The sequence below is a fragment of the Lactobacillus sp. IBH004 genome (assembly GCF_026185255.2).
GTDB lineage: Bacteria > Bacillota > Bacilli > Lactobacillales > Lactobacillaceae > Lactobacillus > Lactobacillus melliventris.
The window spans coordinates 449,383-467,575 of the sequence record NZ_CP110217.2; the positions used below are offsets into that span (position 1 = coordinate 449,383).

Genomic DNA, 18,193 nt, shown 5'->3' on the forward strand with positions numbered 1-18,193 from the left:
CTTGGCAGCAACAGGTTCTTTATATTCTCAAGTAATGGAAAAAATCAAGCAAAAAATTATTACAGGCGAGTATCCGACAAATAGTAAATTGCCAAACGAATTTGAATTAAGTAAGCAATTTAATGTTAGTCGCGTGACATTACGCAAAGCTATTGCTGGCCTGGCTGAAGATGGCTTAATTGAAAAAATCCACGGTGTGGGTACATTTGTCCGCAAGCCACGCAAGGTAAAAAGGATTATTAGTTCTGCTTCAGCTGAAAGCTTTTCACAAACAGCTGCAAAGGCTGGTTTTAAAGCTAATGCAAAAGTAATTAAAATTAAAAAGGTTGAAACACCTGAAAATTTGAAAACTACTTTGAAAACCAAAGTTGCTCTCTATGTTGAACGGGTATATGCAGTTGAAGATGAACCTGTAATGCTTGAACGCAATTATTTTCCTTTACCACGATTTACTGGGCTGGAGAAAACCGATCTAAGTAAATCTCTATACCAAATTTTACGCAGGCAATATCATATTAAAGAATTAAAATCACGTGATATGGTTATTAGTGTTGCTTTAGCGAGTCTCAGCGAAGCTAGAGTCTTAAAAAAATCTGTTGGTTTTCCTTTGTTGTTACTACAAGTGTGCGTTGAAGATGAAAATAACAATATAGTACACGCCGGAAAACACTATATAATTTCCGACAGGTATGAATTTCACATATGAGGAAAGAAAAAGTGATTAATTTTTTTAGAGTAGATCACCGCTTACTTCATGGTCAAGTAGCACAAGCATGGTACGGTGCTACTGGAGCTAATTGTATTTTAATTGCAAATGATGAAGTTGCTGGTGATCAATTAAGAAAAAACGTAATGAAGCTTGCCAAGCCGGCAGGCGCAAAATTAGTAATTCAATCAATTGCTAAAAGTGCAAACTCGATTAACAGCGGGGTTACAGATAAATATCATGTTTTTGTAGTTGTCGCCAGTATACATGATGCTTATCGGCTATTGCAGAAATTAACGGTCAATATCAAAGAATTAAATCTAGGCGGTACCAGCCCGTCTGCTGAAGCAGAATCATTGTCTGCTGCTGTTGGCGTTACGCCACAAGATAGAAAAGATTTACGAAAGCTACAAGAAAAGGGAATGGAAATATTCATTCAACAGGTTCCTTCAGAAGCAAAAAAAGTCGTAAATTTTAGAAAGGAATAGTGCTCATGTTTTTAAAAACAATTCTAATTGGAATAGTCGCACTATTTGGTTATGGTGAGTACTTTCTGACTGGACGCGGTATGGTGGCCAGGCCTATCGTCATGGGACCTTTAACCGGACTAGTATTAGGGGACTTATCTACCGGTATTAAAATAGGTGCGGCTTTAGAATTAGCTTATATTGGAGTAGTGGAAGTTGGAGCATCTGTGCCGCAGGATATGGTCTCCGCTGGAGTCTTAGGGACCGTTTTTGCTATTTCAACTGGGAAAGGCACTTCGGCGGCATTGGCTTTTGGTTTGCCTCTTTCTATGTTGGTTTTATTAGTGCAAAACTTTGCTTATGTTGCCGTTTGTCCTTGGTACGTCAAAAAATGTGATGATTATGCCAAAGCTGGGGAGCCAGACAAATTAAGTAGAATGTCATTTTGGGGTGGAACCATAATTAATTTTGTTCCCTCAGTAATATTAATTATGTTAGCCTTCTATTTTGGTAATAGTTTTTCTAAAGAAATAGTTGCTGCTATTCCGCAGTTCGTTCAAGATGGGTTAGTCGTTGCCAGTGGTATTTTACCTGCTTTTGGTTTTGCAATGTTATTGGAACAAATATTACGTAAAGAAATAATTCCTTTCTTTGTTATTGGCTTTTTGTTAACAACTTATCTTAAAGTACCAATAATTGGTGTTGCTTTGTTTGGCGCATCAGTCATTGCAATCATGTATTTTTACGAAAAAAAATATCAACCCAATATGGCTAACAGTCAGATAGGAGATGATGACAATGTCGATGAGTTCTAATAACAAAATGAATAAAGTCCTACATAAGACGTTTTGGCGGACTTTTACCATGGGTGCCTCTTGGGAATACACCAGACAAATGGGTACGGGATATTGTTACGCAATGGTACCTGCTCTAAAGTCAATTTATCAAGGTGATAAAAAGCAGATGGAAATTGCTTTAGAAAGACATATGCAATTTTTTAACATTACCAACATTTTTGCACCCCTTGTTTTAGGGACTTCGATAGCAATGGAGGAGAAAAATGCTTCTTCAGCTGATTTTTCACCCGACTTAATTAATAACATTAAAATAAGTTTGATGGGACCCCTGTCTGCGGTTGGGGACTCGCTGTTTCTGTCTACTTGGAGAATTATTTGTACTGGACTTGCAATTTCACTGTGTCAGGCTGGAAATATTCTGGGACCTATTCTATTTTTACTTGCTTACAATATTCCGGCTACATTAATTCGCTATTTTGGTTTGAAAATTGGTTATAAACAGGGATCAAGTTTTTTAAATAAACTTAGTGATACTAATATTATTCAAAATATTTCAGAAAAAGCTTCGATTTTAGGGATGTTTGTAATTGGTTCTATGGTCCCTAGCCTTGTTGTTGTTAATACACCTCTTAAAATAGGTATTGGTAAGAATGCCCAGTCTTTAACAAGCATATTAAATACTATTATGCCTAATATGTTGCCATTATTGGCTACTTTTATCATTTTTGCTATGTTGAAAAAGAAGGTAAAGGTAGTATGGATTTTAGTATCAATTGTGGCTTTTAGTATTTTAGGAACTTGGCTTCATTTCTTGTCAATATAATAAATATTACAGACTGTTTCTTAATTGAAAAAATAATTTAATTGGCAATTTTTCATAATAAGTTTAGAATTGAGTTTGTACCATAAAGAGCCAATTTAAGAGTAACTCTCGAGGAAGAATATGAAGAAAAGCAAATTTGCTATTGCCGTAGTTAATATTATTTTTTTATTTACCATTCCAGGATTAACTCTAGGCGGGACTGAACAAGTAGCAGCAGCCACTATTAAGGGCTATGTTAAAGTTAAAAAGAAGAAGAAAGTTCGCCTATATAAAATATCTGGAAAGCATTCTAATTTTTATGCAAAAGCTAAATATAGCTATCCATATAGTGCGAAGAAAAAAATTGGTAAGAAAAAAAGACCTGCTTATAAAATCGGTAACAATTCTCATTGGATTTTAGCTAAGGATGTTAAAGTTGTTAAGAAAAGTTTCCCCAGAGTATATACTCAGGCAAAAATGAAATTACCAAAAGGTTATACTAAAAGCGAATTGCTGCTCGCTTATCAAGGCAAACCTACTAAGAATTTTGTCAATGCTTCAATGCGAGGGATGAAAGCTAATGATTTCAGCCGCCTTAAAGTGTCTGAAAGTAAAGCTGATGATCTGACTCAAGTTGACTTAAATCAGCTTACACCTAAGCAAATTAGCGATCTAACTGCTTTTTCACTTCGTCTTATTAATGAAGCTAGGAGTGACCTAAATTTGTCACCTTGGGTTGAAAGTAATGGAACCGGTAAGTTAGCAGCTGATATTGCCTTGGAATATAGTAAGAATAATAAGACTATTAAAGATAGTCACTATGTTCCGGGTATTGTTCGTGCTTGCCATGCTAATGGCCTTAATCTTGATGATAATTTTGTCGAAGATATGGCCGGCTTTTATAATATTAGTCAGACAATGTCTATGACCGAATTAAAGAAAAGCGTTTATTTTGGCTTAAAACAAATGATATTTGGTTATGTTGGCAGTGGAGAAGAGGAACGATCTAACAGAAGCTACTATCAAGAATGGGAGCATGCTGGAGATTTGTTTAATACACAAGGGTCGCTTCACGATGGAGATTACAACTATTACGGCTTCAGTATTTCCCATAATGACAATGTTTGTTCTCTGCATTTTATTAGCGTTCCCACCTATGTAGTTAACAGTAAAAAGTATAATAAAGGTTTTAAACCGTAAAAAACAGCCTAGTAATTGGGCTGCTTTTGTTTTACAATTATTTCTATATATTTTTAAGTAGGGTAAGAAAAATGTTAATTTATATTCGGATGGCTGAAAAAGAAGATCTTGATCAGATCATGACCATTATTGATGAAGCAAAAGCGTTGCTAAAAAAAGACGGTAATCCCCAATGGCAGAATGGCACGCCCAGTCGTGAAATGCTGACAGAAGATATAAATCTTAAGCGCGCATACTGTCTCGTAGCGAATAAGGAAATAGCTGGTGTCGCGGTCTTGCTGACAACACCGGATCCTAACTATGCTGAAATAGCTGGAGCCTGGTCTAATAACAAGGAGCAATATGCCACAATTCACCGAATTGCCATTAGTTCCAAATTTCGCGGGCAACACCTCAGCCAATTTATGATGTCCAATTTAATCTCTCGCGGGCTCATGCTTGGCATTCGTAATTTTCGTATTGATACCCACGCAGTCAATAAGCGGATGCAGGGCTTAATTAAAGGTTTAGGCTTTGAATACCGGGGGATTGTTCAGGTTGACCAAACTGAAAATGGCGCTAGAAATGCCTATGAATTAAATTTATAGCGGGAAAAAAGTTATTTTGTACTTGACTTGCAAGACACAATTTCCTATACTATTTAATGTTGAGCAATCAAGTAAAAGCTCAAATGGTATTGGGTTATAGCCAAGCGGTAAGGCACTAGTTTTTGGTACTAGTATGCGCTGGTTCGAATCCAGCTAACCCAATTGTTCTTACGAACACCCAACCCGAAAAATGGCAGGTCTGTAAAGGACCTGTCTTTTTTGCCCAAAATTCATTGCAAAATTTCTTTACTTTTTTAGTCTTTCATATTTAAAAAATAGTTAAATGGGTTTATTATACTCATTATGTTTTGTTTGTAATGTTTATCTTTTTGATGAGGTTTAACTAATACAAAAATATGAATAGCAGTAAAAGTAAGACAATAGTATTTGGACATAGAGGCTATCCTGCTAAATTTGCAGAGAATTCTATGGAAGGCTTTCGTAATGCTGTTGCAAATGGTGCTGAAGGCGTTGAATTTGATGTTCACTTGACCCAAGATGGTGTCCCCGTAGTTATGCATGATGAAAAAGTTGACCGTACAACAGATGGCACCGGTTATATCAAGGACTTCACCCTTAAAAGGCTGAGAAAATTACATTTATCAAACGGTGAACCCGTACCCACTTTGCAGGAATTATTTGAGCTTCTTGAAAATAAAGATATTCAAATAAATTTGGAATTTAAAACCGGAATCATTCACTATCATGGTATTGAAAAAACCGTTTTAAGTTTGGCTTATCTATATCATTTTATGCATCCTATTATTTATTCATCCTTTGACTATGTCACTCTGAAGAACTGTCAAGAAATTGATCCTAATCAAATTTATTGTTACTTAACGGATGAAGAAGTAGTTAATTCAGCTAAGCTGGTCAAAGATAATCATTTTGCTGGTATCCATCCAGGTAAATTGCTTCCAACGCGCGAGGCAGTTACCGAGCGAATTTGGACGGTTGATGACCCGCAAATAGCTAAGAAGTATTTTCAAGAGCATGTTGCGGGAATTTTTACTAATAATTATCCTTTAATGATTAAATTACGAGATCAAATACAGGGAAAAGGATAGCTGAATATCTAAACCAATATTTTTAGAAAGGCCTTAACTCGTCTAGTTAGCAGGCCTTTTTTGCTAAATTAGTTTGAAATTAAAAAAATATTGTAGAAAAATAATTTTTTAAAAGGTATAATTTTTATAACTAAAAAGAAAGTTAGGTGAAAATATGGCAGATTTAATTAAATATGTACGAAAAGGTCTGGCTGAATCCCCTTCTAATCCAATTTTAAAATTTGCGGATTATGCCAGTAAAATTCCGGATGTTGTGAAATTTACTCTAGGTGAGCCTGATTTTAATACACCGGATCACGTAAAGGAAGCAGCCAAAAGGGGAATTGATGAGAATCATTCTCACTATGCTCCTTCAAACGGAACAATTGGTTTGCGCAAAGCGGCAAGTCAATTTTTAAGTAAAAAATATGGTCAAAATTATGATCCCGAAACTGAGGTTTTGGTTACAAATGGTGTTACTGAGTCAATTTTTGATTCAGTTATGGCAACTCTGAATCCTGGCGATATTATGGTTGTTCCTACTCCATTGTTCCCACTTTATATGAGTGATGCAGGTTTAATTAATGAAGGCATTGAAATAGTTAAAGTAAACACATCAAATGATGGTTTCAAATTGACTCCTGCAAAATTGCAAAAGGTAATTGACAAATATGGTGACCGGGTTCGCATGCTGGTATTGAATTATCCTACTAATCCAACAGGGGTAATGTATAGTCAAGATGAATTGGATGCTTTGGCGGATGTTATTCGCGATAAACCAATTTTTGCACTATGTGATGAAATCTATAGTGAATTGAACTATGACCAACCTCATGCGTCAATGGAAAAATCATTGCATGACCAAGTAATTTTAATGAACGGCGTTTCCAAGTCATGGGCCATGACCGGTTACCGGATTGGTATTGTCTGTGCGCCAAAAGATATTTTGCAACAAATTGCGAAAATTCACCAAGCAATAACGACTACTGAACCAACTCCTATGCAAGATGCAGCTGAAGAAGCTTTTAAAAACGGCATGGATGATTCTTTGCCAATGAAAGAAGAATTCCAAAAACGGCGAGACACTTTGTATGCCGGATTGACCAAAATAGGTTTTGAATGTGCTAAACCCCAAGGTGCATTCTACATTTTTGCTAAAATACCAGATGGTTTTGAGCAAGATGATAATAAATTCATTTATGAGCTGGTTGACAAGGCACACGTAGCGGTTTCTGCCGGATCCAGCTTTAGTGAAGGTGGAGAAGGTTATATTAGATTCTCCTATGCTGTTTCAATGGATCAAATTGAAAAGGGGCTTCAACGACTAGAAAAGTTCGTTAAAGAAAATAAGAAGTAATTTTAGGCAAATTTTGCTTGCAATCGCGCACGTTTTTCGGTATTATAATTAACGTGCGTGACGGAGGAGTAGCGAAGTGGCTAAACGCGGCGGTCTGTAAAACCGCTCTCTCTGAGTTCGGCGGTTCGAATCCACCCTCCTCCATCATTATTGGGTTATAGCCAAGCGGTAAGGCACTAGTTTTTGGTACTAGTATGCGCTGGTTCGAATCCAGCTAACCCAATAAAAAAGACGGCTCTTGTGAGTCGTCTTTTTTGTCGGCTCAGAATTGTTATTTGCATATCTGTTTTCAATAAATGTTACGGGACTTCTATTTCTGAAATTATTTATCCATGTTAACTGCCATAAATTTTAGTGAAAGCTCTAGCTTCGTGCCAGCCAAATGAATTACCCCTCAATTTTTACTGTTTAAACTGGTATTTATCTTGACCTCAAATAATTAACGATAATTCCGCGTTTTATCTTAAAATATTGCAAATGATTTTTTAAATCTTAAGAATTTGGTTGTTAAAGTTTACCTATTTTCATTTCAATGATAGTACAATAGTAAGAGCTAACTTTTATTAAGAAGGGAAATATATGTCAAGACTTGTGCGCGTTGGTGCTGGAGGTAAAGAAATTAGCTGGCACAATGCCTTAAATGATTTACGTGCAGATGATGTTTTGCTTCTGGAGCCGGGATTTTATGAGTTACCCGCAGGAATTTTCTTATCTGATATTACTATTAAGGGAACAGGTAATCTTCCAGAAGACACAACAATATTAGGCTTTATCAATATTGATGCCGGCAGCCAGTTTGTTAATTTAGAGAATTTGTGCATCAACACGGTAACTGATGCGAATAGTTTGTTCGTTCCGGCCGAAGCTAATACTTTTTTGTCATTGCGCAACTGTATCGTCAAAGGCTTTGGTGGTGATACAGCAGTTATTGCTGCCAATGGCAAAGTCACCTTGGAATTATTCTCAACAGTGGTTATGAATGGTTCTGTGTCATTATTTGCTGATTCGAATTTTCGCTTAGAGATGAATGACTCAACTATTAAAAATACTGTGAAAGACATTGGCGCCTTAGCGCTTGAAGGGCATGGCACCGCTGTTATTAATAATTCACGTATTCATGGCAGTATTGATACTTTTAGCAAGTCAAATGTGGAATTAGATATTAATAATACTGTTGTGAATGCACTGCTTATTCAGGGACAAGCATGGCTAAACATGCTTAACAGTATGCTTTTGTCACAAGAAGATACTGCAATGTTCATCACGGATAAAACTTGGATTAATATTATTGGCAGTGAGTTTAAAGGCGGTATTTATTTTGAAAAAGAGCCGCATGTGATTATCCAAAATAGTAGAATCGACCGCTTGATTGCCACCGGAGAAGCCCAAATCACCCTGAATAATTCTGTTATCGTTAATCATGCCGATTTTCAAAATAAAGTTAATTGCAATTCTAGACGGGCAACTTTTAATGGCGGAAATGAATATGAGTATTTTTTGGTTCTTAGTGATCAGGCAGAATTTGAGGGTCATGATCTGATTTTCAATTCTAACGGTGCTACTTTAGCTGTCGAAAATCAGGCTCATTTGCATGCTAGCGTCATCGCAACAAGTGATGATTCAATTATGGTGGAGTGCGGACAAAATGCAGAATTTCGTTTATGGGGCATGAAATGGACCACTAAAAAATAAATAGCTTGCTTTATTATAATTTGTAACATATCATACGAAGTAGACCAATTTAGATTATAATAAGATGTGTAATGGGGGTATATTTATGGAAGAACCAATGTACATCAAAATTCATAATCAAATCAAACGTGAAATTGAAAATCATGACTATAAAGTTGGTAGTAAAATTCCAGCGGAAAGACAATTAGCTCAAAAATTTGGCGTCTCGCGGATGACTTTGCGTCAAGCAATTAAAACTTTAGAAGATGAAGGCATTTTAGAGCAGCGGGTTGGTAGTGGTACTTATGTTGCCAATCAAAAGGTGCAGGAAAAAATGTCGGGTGTTATGTCTTTTACTGATATAACCCATGCAAATGGGCAAACACCTTCAAGTAAGCTAATATCCTATCGCTTTGGTAAGCCTTCCTTATCAGAGATGGAGCGGCTTAATTTGGATGACAAACAGGAAGTTCTACGGATGGAACGTATTCGTTATGCAGATGATGTTCCAATTTGTTATGAAGTCGTTTCTATTCCACAAAGCCTGGTTAAAAATATGTCGAAAGCTGATATTTCTTCACATTTATACCAAACTTTGGAAAAAAATGGTTATAAAGTAGGACGTGTAACAGAATATATTTCTGCAGCCGTTGCAAATGAAAACTCAGCTAGACTTCTTGATGCCAAAAAAGGTGAAGCGTTAATCACGCGCTTGCAGGTAACTGAATTATCAAATGGCATGCCATTTGAATATACAAGGGCAAACTATGTTGCGGATCGCTTTGAATTTACCTTTGCCAAATAAAAAACTCCGAATTAACTATGTTTAGTTAGTTCAGAGCTTTTTTATTTTAAATCATCTTTGATTTTAGTGGTGGAAATTCCTGGTGTGCGTGGCAAATAAACTACTTGGCAGTATGGCTTTAAAAAGTCAAACTTGCCTTGCCAGTCATTACCCATAACAAAAGTATCAATATCATATTTTTGGATGTCGCTAACTTTTTGTTCCCACCCTTTTTCTGGGATAACTTGGTCTACGTAGCGGATTGCTTCAAGAATATATTTACGTTCGGCGTAATTGTTATAGGACTCCTTGTGCTTTTGCAACTGGTTAAATTCATCAGTAGACAATCCAACAATGAGGTAATCGCCTAGTTCACGAGCCCTTTTTAGTAAACGAACATGACCGTAATGCAATAAATCAAATGTGCCATAAGTGATTATTTTTTTCATAGTTCCCGTACTCCTATCATTTTGACGAGTTAATAGTATCATATTTATAGAAAAGGTAAAGCGTATTCTGAACTGGTTGTTATTTTGGTAAAATAAGGTAAATTGCGGATTAGGAGATATAGCTATGGCTAAGGTAAATGTTTTAGGTGTAAATTTCGATAATAAAAGTTTTAATCAATTTCAAAATGAATTTATTGGCAGAATTAATACCCACCAATCAACTTTTATTGTTACTGCCAATCCTGAAATTGTCATGTCAGCAAATGAAAACCCTGAATTTATGAAGATCCTGACTTATGATGCTGACTATATTACTGCTGACGGTATAGGCATTGTCAAAGCAAGTCATATTTTAGGTCAGCCACTTAAAGAACGGGTAACCGGTTATGATTTATTTACTTGGCTAATGAAGCTGGCAAATGATCGGGGCCTCAGAGTTTATTTAATTGGCGCTCGCTCGGAAGTGATGCATACGATTCAGGCTAAGATTGCACGAGAATATTCTGATATACAGCTAGTAGGAGCTGAAAATGGTTACTTTAAAGAAGATCTGGAACTAATTGCTTACCAAATTGAACGGACAGAACCGGATTTAGTTTTTGCCGCCTTGGGTTCACCCCGTCAAGAACAACTTTTATCCATTCTCCGGAGAAATCTCCTGCCAGCTTTAATGATGGGAGTAGGAGGCAGCTTTGATGTCTTTTCAGGTAAAGTAAAACGTGCTCCTCAAACTTGGCAGAATGTCCATTTAGAATGGCTTTACCGTCTGCTTAAAAACCCCTCACGCTTAAAGCGAATGACGATTTTGCCTCATTTTGTGCATGAAGTTTATCAGTCAAAAAAGGAAAAAATCTAATTATGAAGGTTTTGCATGTTAATGCCGGGCTTGAAAATGGTGGTGGCTTAACTCATATTATTAATTTGCTGAAACAAGCAAAAAATGAAGAGCAGGATTTTACATTATTATGTTTAGCTGACGGCCCTGTTGCCCAAGCTGCACGGACTGCAAAATTAAAAGTGCAAGTTTTGGGCATCAATAGTCGCTATGACTTGGCCGGCTTAAATAAGCTGGCTCATTTTATTAATAATGCTGGCTTTAGTATTGTCCACACGCATGGTGCGCGGGCTAACTTATTTGTCTCTTTAATTAGGCACAAAATTACCGCTAAATGGTGCGTAACTGTTCATTCTAATCCTTATCTTGATTTTGCTGATCGCGGCTTCACAGGGAAAATTTTTACCAAATTAAACATTCAGGCCATTCGCAAAGCGGATTGCGTTTTTGCTGTTACTAAAAGATTTGCTGATTTGTTAGTTAAAAAAGCTAAAATCAAGCGGGAAAAAGTTCACGTGATTTACAACGGTACTTTTTTTCATGCAGACAGTCAAATCCCTGCTAAATATGAGCACCCCAACTTTAATATTGTAAACGTAGCCAGGGCTGAAAAAGTTAAGGGCCAAGACTTGTTACTGCAGGCTCTAAAACAATTAAATAATGCTAATGTTCATTTGTTTATTGCCGGAGACGGTTCTCAATTAAGATCACTAAAGGACCTGACGCAAAAATTAAACTTGGGTCCACAAGTAACTTTTCAAGGTTTCATGACACATAAACAGTTAAAAAATCTTTATCGCAGAATGGATTTGGCTGTTCTGACATCTTATTCTGAGAGCTTTCCTCTAGTGTTGCTGGAAGCAAGCGATAATTTGTTGCCACTTTTGTCAACTGCCGTTGGTGATATTAGCATGATGATACCAGATAAAGAACATGGTTTTGTTGCCAAAGTCGGTGAGATAGATTCAATTTGTTCAGCTTTAAAGCAAGCTGTGAACACGCCTAAAACTCAACTTAGAGAAATGGCGCAGCTTGAGAAAAATTATGTTGAGCGGCATTTTTCGTTACACGAGCAATTAAGTAGTATTTTACGGGTATACGATGATATCGTTTAAATTGGTAAGTTTGTTAAAAAGGCCACAAATGTTTATAATAAAACAAAAATATTAGTGGATTTAGTTAAGAGGACAGAATGTTTTACCAAGAATTGGATGAAGACGATTCATTAACCCTTCATACAGATTTGTATGAAATTAATATGATGTATACCTACTTTAAAAAAGGTATTTCTGAACGCAATGCTGTTTTTGAAGTTTACTATCGGAAAGAGCCTTTTGGCAATGGCTATTCCGTATATGCAGGCTTAGAACACGTCATTTTATATTTACAAAACCTGAAATTTAAAGAAAGTGACTTAAAATATTTAAAAGAAGAAATTAGCTATGATGACGATTTTATTGATTATTTGCGTCATTTGAAATTGCAGCTTACTGTACGATCGATGCCTGAAGGAGAAATTGCTTTTGCCAACGAACCCTTATTGCAAGTTGAGGGTCCACTTGCGCAATGCCAATTGGTTGAGACAACTATCTTAAATATTATTAATTACCAGACTTTACTGGCTACTAAAGCGGCGCGCGTCAAGCTGGCCGTTCAAGGTGACGGAGTGATGGAATTTGGTACCAGGCGTGCACAGGAAGCAGATGCAGCTATTTGGGGCACTCGTGCTGCTTATATTGGTGGCTTTGATTCCACCAGTAATGTTCGGGCAGGCAAATTATTTGGTATCCCAGTTTCTGGCACACATGCCCATTCCTTAGTAGAAGCCTTTGGCAGCGAATATGAAGCATTTAAGGCCTATGCAGAAACGCATAAAGACTGCGTCTTTCTGGTAGATACATACGATACAGTTAGAAGCGGCGTACCAAACGCAATTCGGGTTGCTGACGAAATGGGAGACAAAATTAACTTTCAAGGCGTGCGTATTGATTCGGGCGACATGGCCTATATTTCAAAGCAAGTACGCCGGGAACTGGATAATGCTGGTTATACTGATGCTAAAATTTTTGCTTCAAATGATTTGGATGAAACTACGATTACGAGTTTAAAGATGCAAGGAGCAAAAATTGATGTTTGGGGGATAGGGACTAAATATATTACGGCTTACGACCAGCCTGCTTTAGGAGCTGTTTATAAATTAGTTTCAATTGAAGATGATCAGCACCATATGCGTGACACTTTAAAAATTTCTTCGAATGTAGAAAAGGTATCAACTCCAGGTAAAAAACAAGTCTGGCGTATCTCAGCTAATACTGCTAAGAAAAATGAAGGTGACTGGATTGCACGGGCCGGCGTAGATCCGCGTAAATTTGATTCATTGTACATGTTTCATCCGCAATATTCTTATATCAATAAAGTGGTGACTGATTACACTGCAGAACCACTTTTAAAAGATATTTTTGTTAAAGGCCAATTAACATACCAAAAGCCCAAACTAATAGATATTAAGAACTTTTGTGCAGCCAATCTGGACGGACTATGGGATGAATACAAGCGCAGCTTGAACCCCCAGGAATATCCTGTTGATCTTTCTCAAGATTTATATGACAGTAAAATGACTATTATTCAGGATATTCGCACCAAAATCAATAAAGGAGATACTGCACAATGAGACCCTTACAAAAAGAAATTATAAAATATGAGCATGTTTTGCCTCAAATTGATCCGCAAAAAGAAATTAGACGTTCAGTTGATTTTTTAAAAGATTATCTCAAAGCAAATACCTTCTTAAAGTCTTATGTATTGGGTATTTCTGGTGGACAAGACTCTACGTTAGCAGGAAAACTATGTCAAATGGCAATTTCGGAAATGAGGAGTGAAACTGGCGATAATTCATACCAATTTATTGCAGTGCGCTTGCCTTATGGAGTTCAAGCTGATGCACAAGATGCGGCAGATGCTGTGGCTTTTCAAAGACCGGATCAAGACTTGGTAGTTAATATTAAACCGGCTGTTGATGCCTTAGTTTCTACTCTAAATGAAGCTGGGCAGGAGATTACCGATTTTAATAAGGGCAATATTAAGGCGCGCGAGCGCATGGTGGTGCAGTATGCTATTGCTGGTGCCCATAATGGTGCAGTTGTGGGGACGGATCACGCAGCTGAAAACTTCAGCGGCTTTTATACCAAATATGGTGATGGTGCGGCAGATTTAACTCCGCTCTTTCGTTTAGACAAGCGCCAAGGAAAACAGATGCTCAAGTTTTTAAATTGTCCGGAGCATTTGTATCACAAAGCGCCCACAGCAGACTTGGAAGAAAATAAGCCTGGCTTACCTGATGAAGTTGCACTCGGCGTCAGCTACAGGGATGTTGATGACTATTTAGAAGGGCACGAAGTTTCTGAAGAAGCCGCTGAAAAAATCGAATCTTTATGGCGTAAGAGTGAACACAAACGGCATTTGCCCGTAACCGTTTTTGATGATTTTTATCGTAAATAAGGACTAGGGCATTTTGAGTTTAAATTTTACCTTAATAGGCCTGTTATTGACAAAAACTGTGCAAGTAGTACAATTACTGTTAACTTAAGATATGTTTTTTAAGAATAACAGTTCAAAGAGAGAGCCGCCTGGTGAAAATGGCTTACTGTTACTTAAAAGATGCTCCTTACAGTTCAAATAAATAAAATAATTAAGAGGTAACAAACACTGTTGCAATTGAGGTGGTACCGCGTTTAAAGGCGTCCTTAAGATAAGCAACGGTGTTTTTATTTTGGCAAAAAGGGAGATATATTTGATGAAGAAACTGACAAGTTCAGAATTTAGACAGATGTTTTTGGATTTCTTCAAGCAGCACGGCCACATGGTATTGCCCAGTCAATCATTGATTCCGCAAGATGATCCAACATTGCTGTGGATCAATTCCGGTGTGGCAACGATGAAAAAGTATTTTGACGGCTCAGTAGTGCCCAAGAATCACCGGATCACCAGTTCACAAAAGTCCATTAGAACTAATGATATTGAAAATGTTGGTAAAACTGCCAGACACCAGACCTTTTTTGAAATGCTGGGTAACTTTTCAGTTGGCGATTATTTCAAAAAAGAAGCGATTACCTGGGCTTGGGAATTTTTGACCAGTCCTGACTGGCTCGATTTAGATAAAGAAAAACTTTACTGTACGGTTTATCCTAAAGATACAGAAGCACATAAAATTTGGCTGGAAGTTGGTATGCCTGAAGACCATATTGTTAAACTGGAAGAAAATTTCTGGGATATTGGTGAAGGTCCTTGTGGTCCTGACTCTGAAATTTTCTATGATCGTGGTCAAGAAAATAACGATGTGGCAGAAGATGATCCTGAAAACTTCCCTGGCGGTGAAAATGCCCGTTACTTGGAAATTTGGAATATAGTCTTTTCACAATATAATCATTTGGCAAATGGCAAATATGTAGATCAGCCACACAAGAATATTGATACTGGTATGGGCCTAGAGCGTGTTTTGTCTATTTTACAAGACGCACCAACTAACTTTGAAACTGACCTCTTCTTGCCAATTATTCATGAAACTGAAAAAATGACTGCTGCTAAAAAATACGGCACAAACAAGGCGGATACAACAGCCTTTAAGATTATTGCTGATCATGTACGGACTGTCTGTTTTGCCATTGCGGATGGAGCGTTGCCATCAAATACAGGTAGAGGATATGTTTTACGGCGCTTGATTCGGCGCGCTGATTTAAATGGTCAACGTTTAGGGATTAAGGGTGCTTTTCTTTACCAACTTGTCCCAGTGGTCGGTAAAATTATGGAAAGTCATTACCCAGAGGTTACAGACCAAAAGGACTTTATTGCCAAAGTAATTAAAAATGAAGAAGAAAGATTCCAGCTAACTCTTGAATCTGGGTTAACTTTACTTGATGACTTAATTGCCAAGGCCCAAAACTCTGAAGATAAAACAATTACCGGTAAAGATGCGTTCAAGTTGTTTGATACTTATGGCTTTCCTTATGAATTGACTTTTGAAACTGCACAAGATGCAGGCTTAAAGGTTGATCAAAAGGGCTTTGATGCTGAAATGAAGGCCCAAAAAGAGCGTGCGCGTAAAGCTCGGGGTAATCTGCAATCAATGGGTGCGCAGGATGAAACTTTGATGAACTTAAAGGATAAATCAGAGTTTGAATATGGTGTTTATGAAGAAAAACATGCTAAATTAATTGATATTATAGTCAATGACCAATTAGTTGATAGAGCAGATGGTGATAATGCGGTTTTAATCTTTGACCGGACTCCTTTTTACGGTGAACGTGGTGGCCAGGTAGCAGATCACGGTAATATCTATAATCAAGAAGGTGAACTGGTTGCTCAGGTAACGGATGTACAACACGCTCCGAATGATCAAAATATGCACTTTGTCGATGTGATTTTGCCTCTGAAAAAGGGTGAAGACTATACTTTAAAAATTGACAGAGTTCGCCGCGAAGGCCTGCGCCACTCACATACAGCTACACACTTGTTGCATGCGGCTTTGAGAAGCGTTCTGGGTGAACATACGCATCAAGCCGGCAGTTTGGTGGAGCCTGATTATTTGCGCTTTGACTTTACTGCACTTGAACCAATGACTGCCAAGGAAATTAAGTCAGTTGAAAATTTGGTAAATCAAAAGATTTGGGCAGCAATTGATGTCAAAACTACTATTACCGATCCTGATACTGGTAGAAAAATGGGAGCTTTGGCTTTATTTGATGGCAAATATGGTGATAAAGTTAGAGTTGTCCAAATGCAAGATTTTTCTATTGAATTCTGTGGTGGTACTCATTGCGCCAATACTAACCAAATAGGTATTTTTAAAATCATTTCTGAATCTGCCATTGGTGCTGGAATGAGAAGAATTGAAGCAGTTGTTTCTAAAAAGGCCTACGAATATCTGGCTAACAGATCTGAACTCCTGGATGATATTCAAGCGGAAGTAAAATCGACCAAGCCCGAAGATATTATTGATAAGGTTGATTCCCTTGAACAGGAATTACATGATAGTCAAAAGCAGGTTGAAGATTTAAACTTGCAAATTAATCAGAGTAAAGCAAATTCAATTTTTAATGATGTAAAACAAGCAGGTGATTTGTCCATTATTGCCCAAGAAGTTGATGCCGGTGGCATGAATGATTTGCGTGAGTTCGCTGATGCTTGGAAGAGTGGTCAGAAGTCTGATGTGCTCGTTTTAGGAACTGCCAGTGATGGCAAGGCCAATATGATTATTAGCTTAGGTGATAAAGCTTTGGCAAAGGGGCTTAAAGCAGGAGATCTAATTAAACAAGTCGCACCAATCTTTGGTGGTGGCGGTGGCGGTCGACCAAACATGGCTCAAGCAGGTGGTAAAAACCCTGAAGGCCTTGAAAAGGCTATTCAGACAGTGGTTACAATGATTTCCGAAAAATAATTAATTGAGTTTGTGCTGTTTTTCAAGTAAAATTATGCTAGGAGGAATAATTATGAGTTCGCTAGATAAGACAATGCATTTTGACTTTAACGAAAATAAAGGCAAAAATGTTCATGATACTCTGCAAGACGTTTATAATGCTCTGGAAGAGAAGGGTTATAATCCAGTTAACCAGATTGTCGGCTACTTATTGTCTGGCGATCCGGCTTATATTCCACGGCATAATGATGCTCGTAATTTAATTTTGAAGCATGAACGTGACGAAATTATTGAAGAGCTTGTCAAAAATTATCTTGGAAAAGATAAATAATGCGACTAGTTGGTTTAGATGTTGGATCAAAGACAGTAGGCGTTGCTGTTAGTGATGAATTAGGAATAACTGCGCAGATGGTTGAAACCATCCCTATTGATGAAACGCGTTATAATTTTGGTATGCGTGCAATTAAAAAAATTGTCCGCCAATATGAACCAGAGGCTTTTGTGCTGGGTTTGCCTAAAAACATGGATGGCTCTTCAGGTGCTTCAGTTAATCGCAGTAAAGCATATGGTGAGAGACTGGAGAAAAAGTTTGGTTTGCCAGTGCATTATTTAGATGAGAGACTAACGACAGTGGAATCTGAAAGAGTTTTAGTTGAAGAGGCAGGAATGTACGATCGCCATAAGCGCAAAGAAGTTATTGACCAAATGGCTGCTGTTTTGATTTTACAGAATTATTTGGATCTAAACCGAAAGGATTAATATGGCACAAGAAATTAACGGTGATGACCGTCAGATTACCCTGATTGATGATCAGGGTAATGAAGAATTATACGAAATTTTATTTACGTTTCATTCAGATGATTATGATAAATCATATGTTTTGCTCTATCCAGCAGCTGCTAGTGATGATGACGAAATTGAAGTCTTAGCATTCAGCTATGATTCAGATTCCGCAGGTGATGTTACCAGTAGTGATTTACACGAGATTGAAGCAGATGATGAGTGGAACATGGTCCAAGGAGTCTTAAATACATTTTTGGACGATGACCGATTAAGTGGTGAATAAGAAAGACTGGCTGG

Annotated in this window: 19 protein-coding genes and 3 tRNA genes; 21 read left to right on the forward strand and 1 reads right to left on the reverse strand. The window is 37.4% G+C overall.

What is annotated here, in order from left to right; translation table 11 throughout:
• Position 1: 1 nt before the first annotated feature.
• The 13 genes from LDX54_RS02135 to LDX54_RS02195 all read left to right on the forward strand — a co-directional run bounded on the left by LDX54_RS02135 (position 2) and on the right by LDX54_RS02195 (position 9,438).
• A complete protein-coding gene (locus LDX54_RS02135; RefSeq protein WP_265667003.1) occupies positions 2-706 on the forward strand; it encodes a GntR family transcriptional regulator in 705 nt (234 codons plus the stop codon).
• 11 nt (positions 707-717) lie between these two features.
• Positions 718-1,194: a PTS sugar transporter subunit IIB gene (locus LDX54_RS02140; RefSeq protein WP_046324434.1), complete on the forward strand. Its 477-nt coding sequence runs from the start codon at positions 718-720 to the stop codon at positions 1,192-1,194.
• A 5-nt stretch (positions 1,195-1,199) separates the two neighbouring features.
• On the forward strand, positions 1,200-1,988 hold the full coding sequence (locus LDX54_RS02145) for a PTS sugar transporter subunit IIC (RefSeq protein WP_265667002.1): 789 nt from the start codon (positions 1,200-1,202) through the stop codon (positions 1,986-1,988).
• Positions 1,972-2,793: a PTS system mannose/fructose/sorbose family transporter subunit IID gene (locus LDX54_RS02150; protein ID WP_046324436.1), complete on the forward strand. Its 822-nt coding sequence runs from the start codon at positions 1,972-1,974 to the stop codon at positions 2,791-2,793. The genes LDX54_RS02145 and LDX54_RS02150 overlap by 17 nt, the downstream gene beginning before the upstream one ends.
• A gap of 120 nt (positions 2,794-2,913) precedes the next feature.
• Positions 2,914-3,972 (forward strand): SEC10/PgrA surface exclusion domain-containing protein, encoded by a 1,059-nt coding sequence (locus LDX54_RS02155; protein ID WP_046324437.1) that lies wholly within the window; start codon positions 2,914-2,916, stop codon positions 3,970-3,972.
• A 71-nt stretch (positions 3,973-4,043) separates the two neighbouring features.
• Positions 4,044-4,559, forward strand: a complete 516-nt coding sequence (locus tag LDX54_RS02160; RefSeq protein ID WP_174795222.1) for a GNAT family N-acetyltransferase — start codon at positions 4,044-4,046, stop codon at positions 4,557-4,559.
• A gap of 90 nt (positions 4,560-4,649) precedes the next feature.
• Positions 4,650-4,721, forward strand: a tRNA-Gln gene (locus tag LDX54_RS02165).
• A 266-nt stretch (positions 4,722-4,987) separates the two neighbouring features.
• Positions 4,988-5,626 carry a glycerophosphodiester phosphodiesterase family protein gene (locus LDX54_RS02170; protein WP_232352257.1) on the forward strand — a complete coding sequence of 213 codons (639 nt, stop codon included), beginning with the start codon at positions 4,988-4,990 and terminating at the stop codon, positions 5,624-5,626.
• A 154-nt stretch (positions 5,627-5,780) separates the two neighbouring features.
• On the forward strand, positions 5,781-6,962 hold the full coding sequence (locus LDX54_RS02175) for an aminotransferase class I/II-fold pyridoxal phosphate-dependent enzyme (protein WP_046324440.1): 1,182 nt from the start codon (positions 5,781-5,783) through the stop codon (positions 6,960-6,962).
• Positions 6,963-7,024: 62 nt separating this feature from the next.
• A tRNA-Tyr gene (locus tag LDX54_RS02180) sits at positions 7,025-7,106 on the forward strand.
• 7 nt (positions 7,107-7,113) lie between these two features.
• Positions 7,114-7,185, forward strand: a tRNA-Gln gene (locus LDX54_RS02185).
• 356 nt (positions 7,186-7,541) lie between these two features.
• The gene (locus tag LDX54_RS02190; RefSeq protein ID WP_046324441.1) at positions 7,542-8,654 is read left to right on the forward strand and encodes a hypothetical protein; all 1,113 of its coding nucleotides are present in this window, start codon (positions 7,542-7,544) and stop codon (positions 8,652-8,654) included.
• Between the two features lie 85 nt (positions 8,655-8,739).
• Positions 8,740-9,438, forward strand: coding sequence for a GntR family transcriptional regulator (locus LDX54_RS02195; protein ID WP_110445677.1), 699 nt, complete (start codon positions 8,740-8,742; stop codon positions 9,436-9,438).
• Positions 9,439-9,479: 41 nt separating this feature from the next.
• On the opposite strand, the gene tagD is transcribed toward LDX54_RS02195, so the two are convergent.
• On the reverse strand, positions 9,480-9,866 hold the full coding sequence (tagD, locus tag LDX54_RS02200) for a glycerol-3-phosphate cytidylyltransferase (RefSeq protein WP_174795219.1): 387 nt from the start codon (positions 9,864-9,866) through the stop codon (positions 9,480-9,482).
• A gap of 124 nt (positions 9,867-9,990) precedes the next feature.
• Between tagD and LDX54_RS02205 the strand changes: the two genes are divergently transcribed.
• The 8 genes from LDX54_RS02205 (at position 9,991) to LDX54_RS02240 (ending at position 18,179) form a co-directional block, all read left to right on the forward strand.
• Positions 9,991-10,722: a WecB/TagA/CpsF family glycosyltransferase gene (locus tag LDX54_RS02205; RefSeq protein WP_110445679.1), complete on the forward strand. Its 732-nt coding sequence runs from the start codon at positions 9,991-9,993 to the stop codon at positions 10,720-10,722.
• A gap of 2 nt (positions 10,723-10,724) precedes the next feature.
• Positions 10,725-11,816 carry a glycosyltransferase gene (locus LDX54_RS02210; RefSeq protein ID WP_174795218.1) on the forward strand — a complete coding sequence of 364 codons (1,092 nt, stop codon included), beginning with the start codon at positions 10,725-10,727 and terminating at the stop codon, positions 11,814-11,816.
• Positions 11,817-11,893: 77 nt separating this feature from the next.
• Positions 11,894-13,372 (forward strand): nicotinate phosphoribosyltransferase, encoded by a 1,479-nt coding sequence (locus tag LDX54_RS02215; protein WP_265667001.1) that lies wholly within the window; start codon positions 11,894-11,896, stop codon positions 13,370-13,372.
• Entirely contained in the window at positions 13,369-14,199 is an 831-nt protein-coding gene (gene nadE / locus LDX54_RS02220) for an ammonia-dependent NAD(+) synthetase (protein ID WP_046324447.1), read from the forward strand. Before LDX54_RS02215 ends, nadE begins: the two co-directional genes overlap by 4 nt.
• Positions 14,200-14,494: 295 nt before the next feature.
• The gene (gene alaS / locus LDX54_RS02225) at positions 14,495-17,134 is read left to right on the forward strand and encodes an alanine--tRNA ligase (RefSeq protein ID WP_265667000.1); all 2,640 of its coding nucleotides are present in this window, start codon (positions 14,495-14,497) and stop codon (positions 17,132-17,134) included.
• Positions 17,135-17,186: 52 nt separating this feature from the next.
• A complete protein-coding gene (locus tag LDX54_RS02230) occupies positions 17,187-17,444 on the forward strand; it encodes an IreB family regulatory phosphoprotein (protein WP_038521496.1) in 258 nt (85 codons plus the stop codon).
• Positions 17,444-17,872 carry a Holliday junction resolvase RuvX gene (gene ruvX / locus LDX54_RS02235; RefSeq protein ID WP_046324449.1) on the forward strand — a complete coding sequence of 143 codons (429 nt, stop codon included), beginning with the start codon at positions 17,444-17,446 and terminating at the stop codon, positions 17,870-17,872. The genes LDX54_RS02230 and ruvX overlap by 1 nt, the downstream gene beginning before the upstream one ends.
• A gap of 1 nt (position 17,873) precedes the next feature.
• Positions 17,874-18,179, forward strand: a complete 306-nt coding sequence (locus LDX54_RS02240) for a DUF1292 domain-containing protein (protein WP_046324450.1) — start codon at positions 17,874-17,876, stop codon at positions 18,177-18,179.
• Positions 18,180-18,193: the final 14 nt, after the last annotated feature.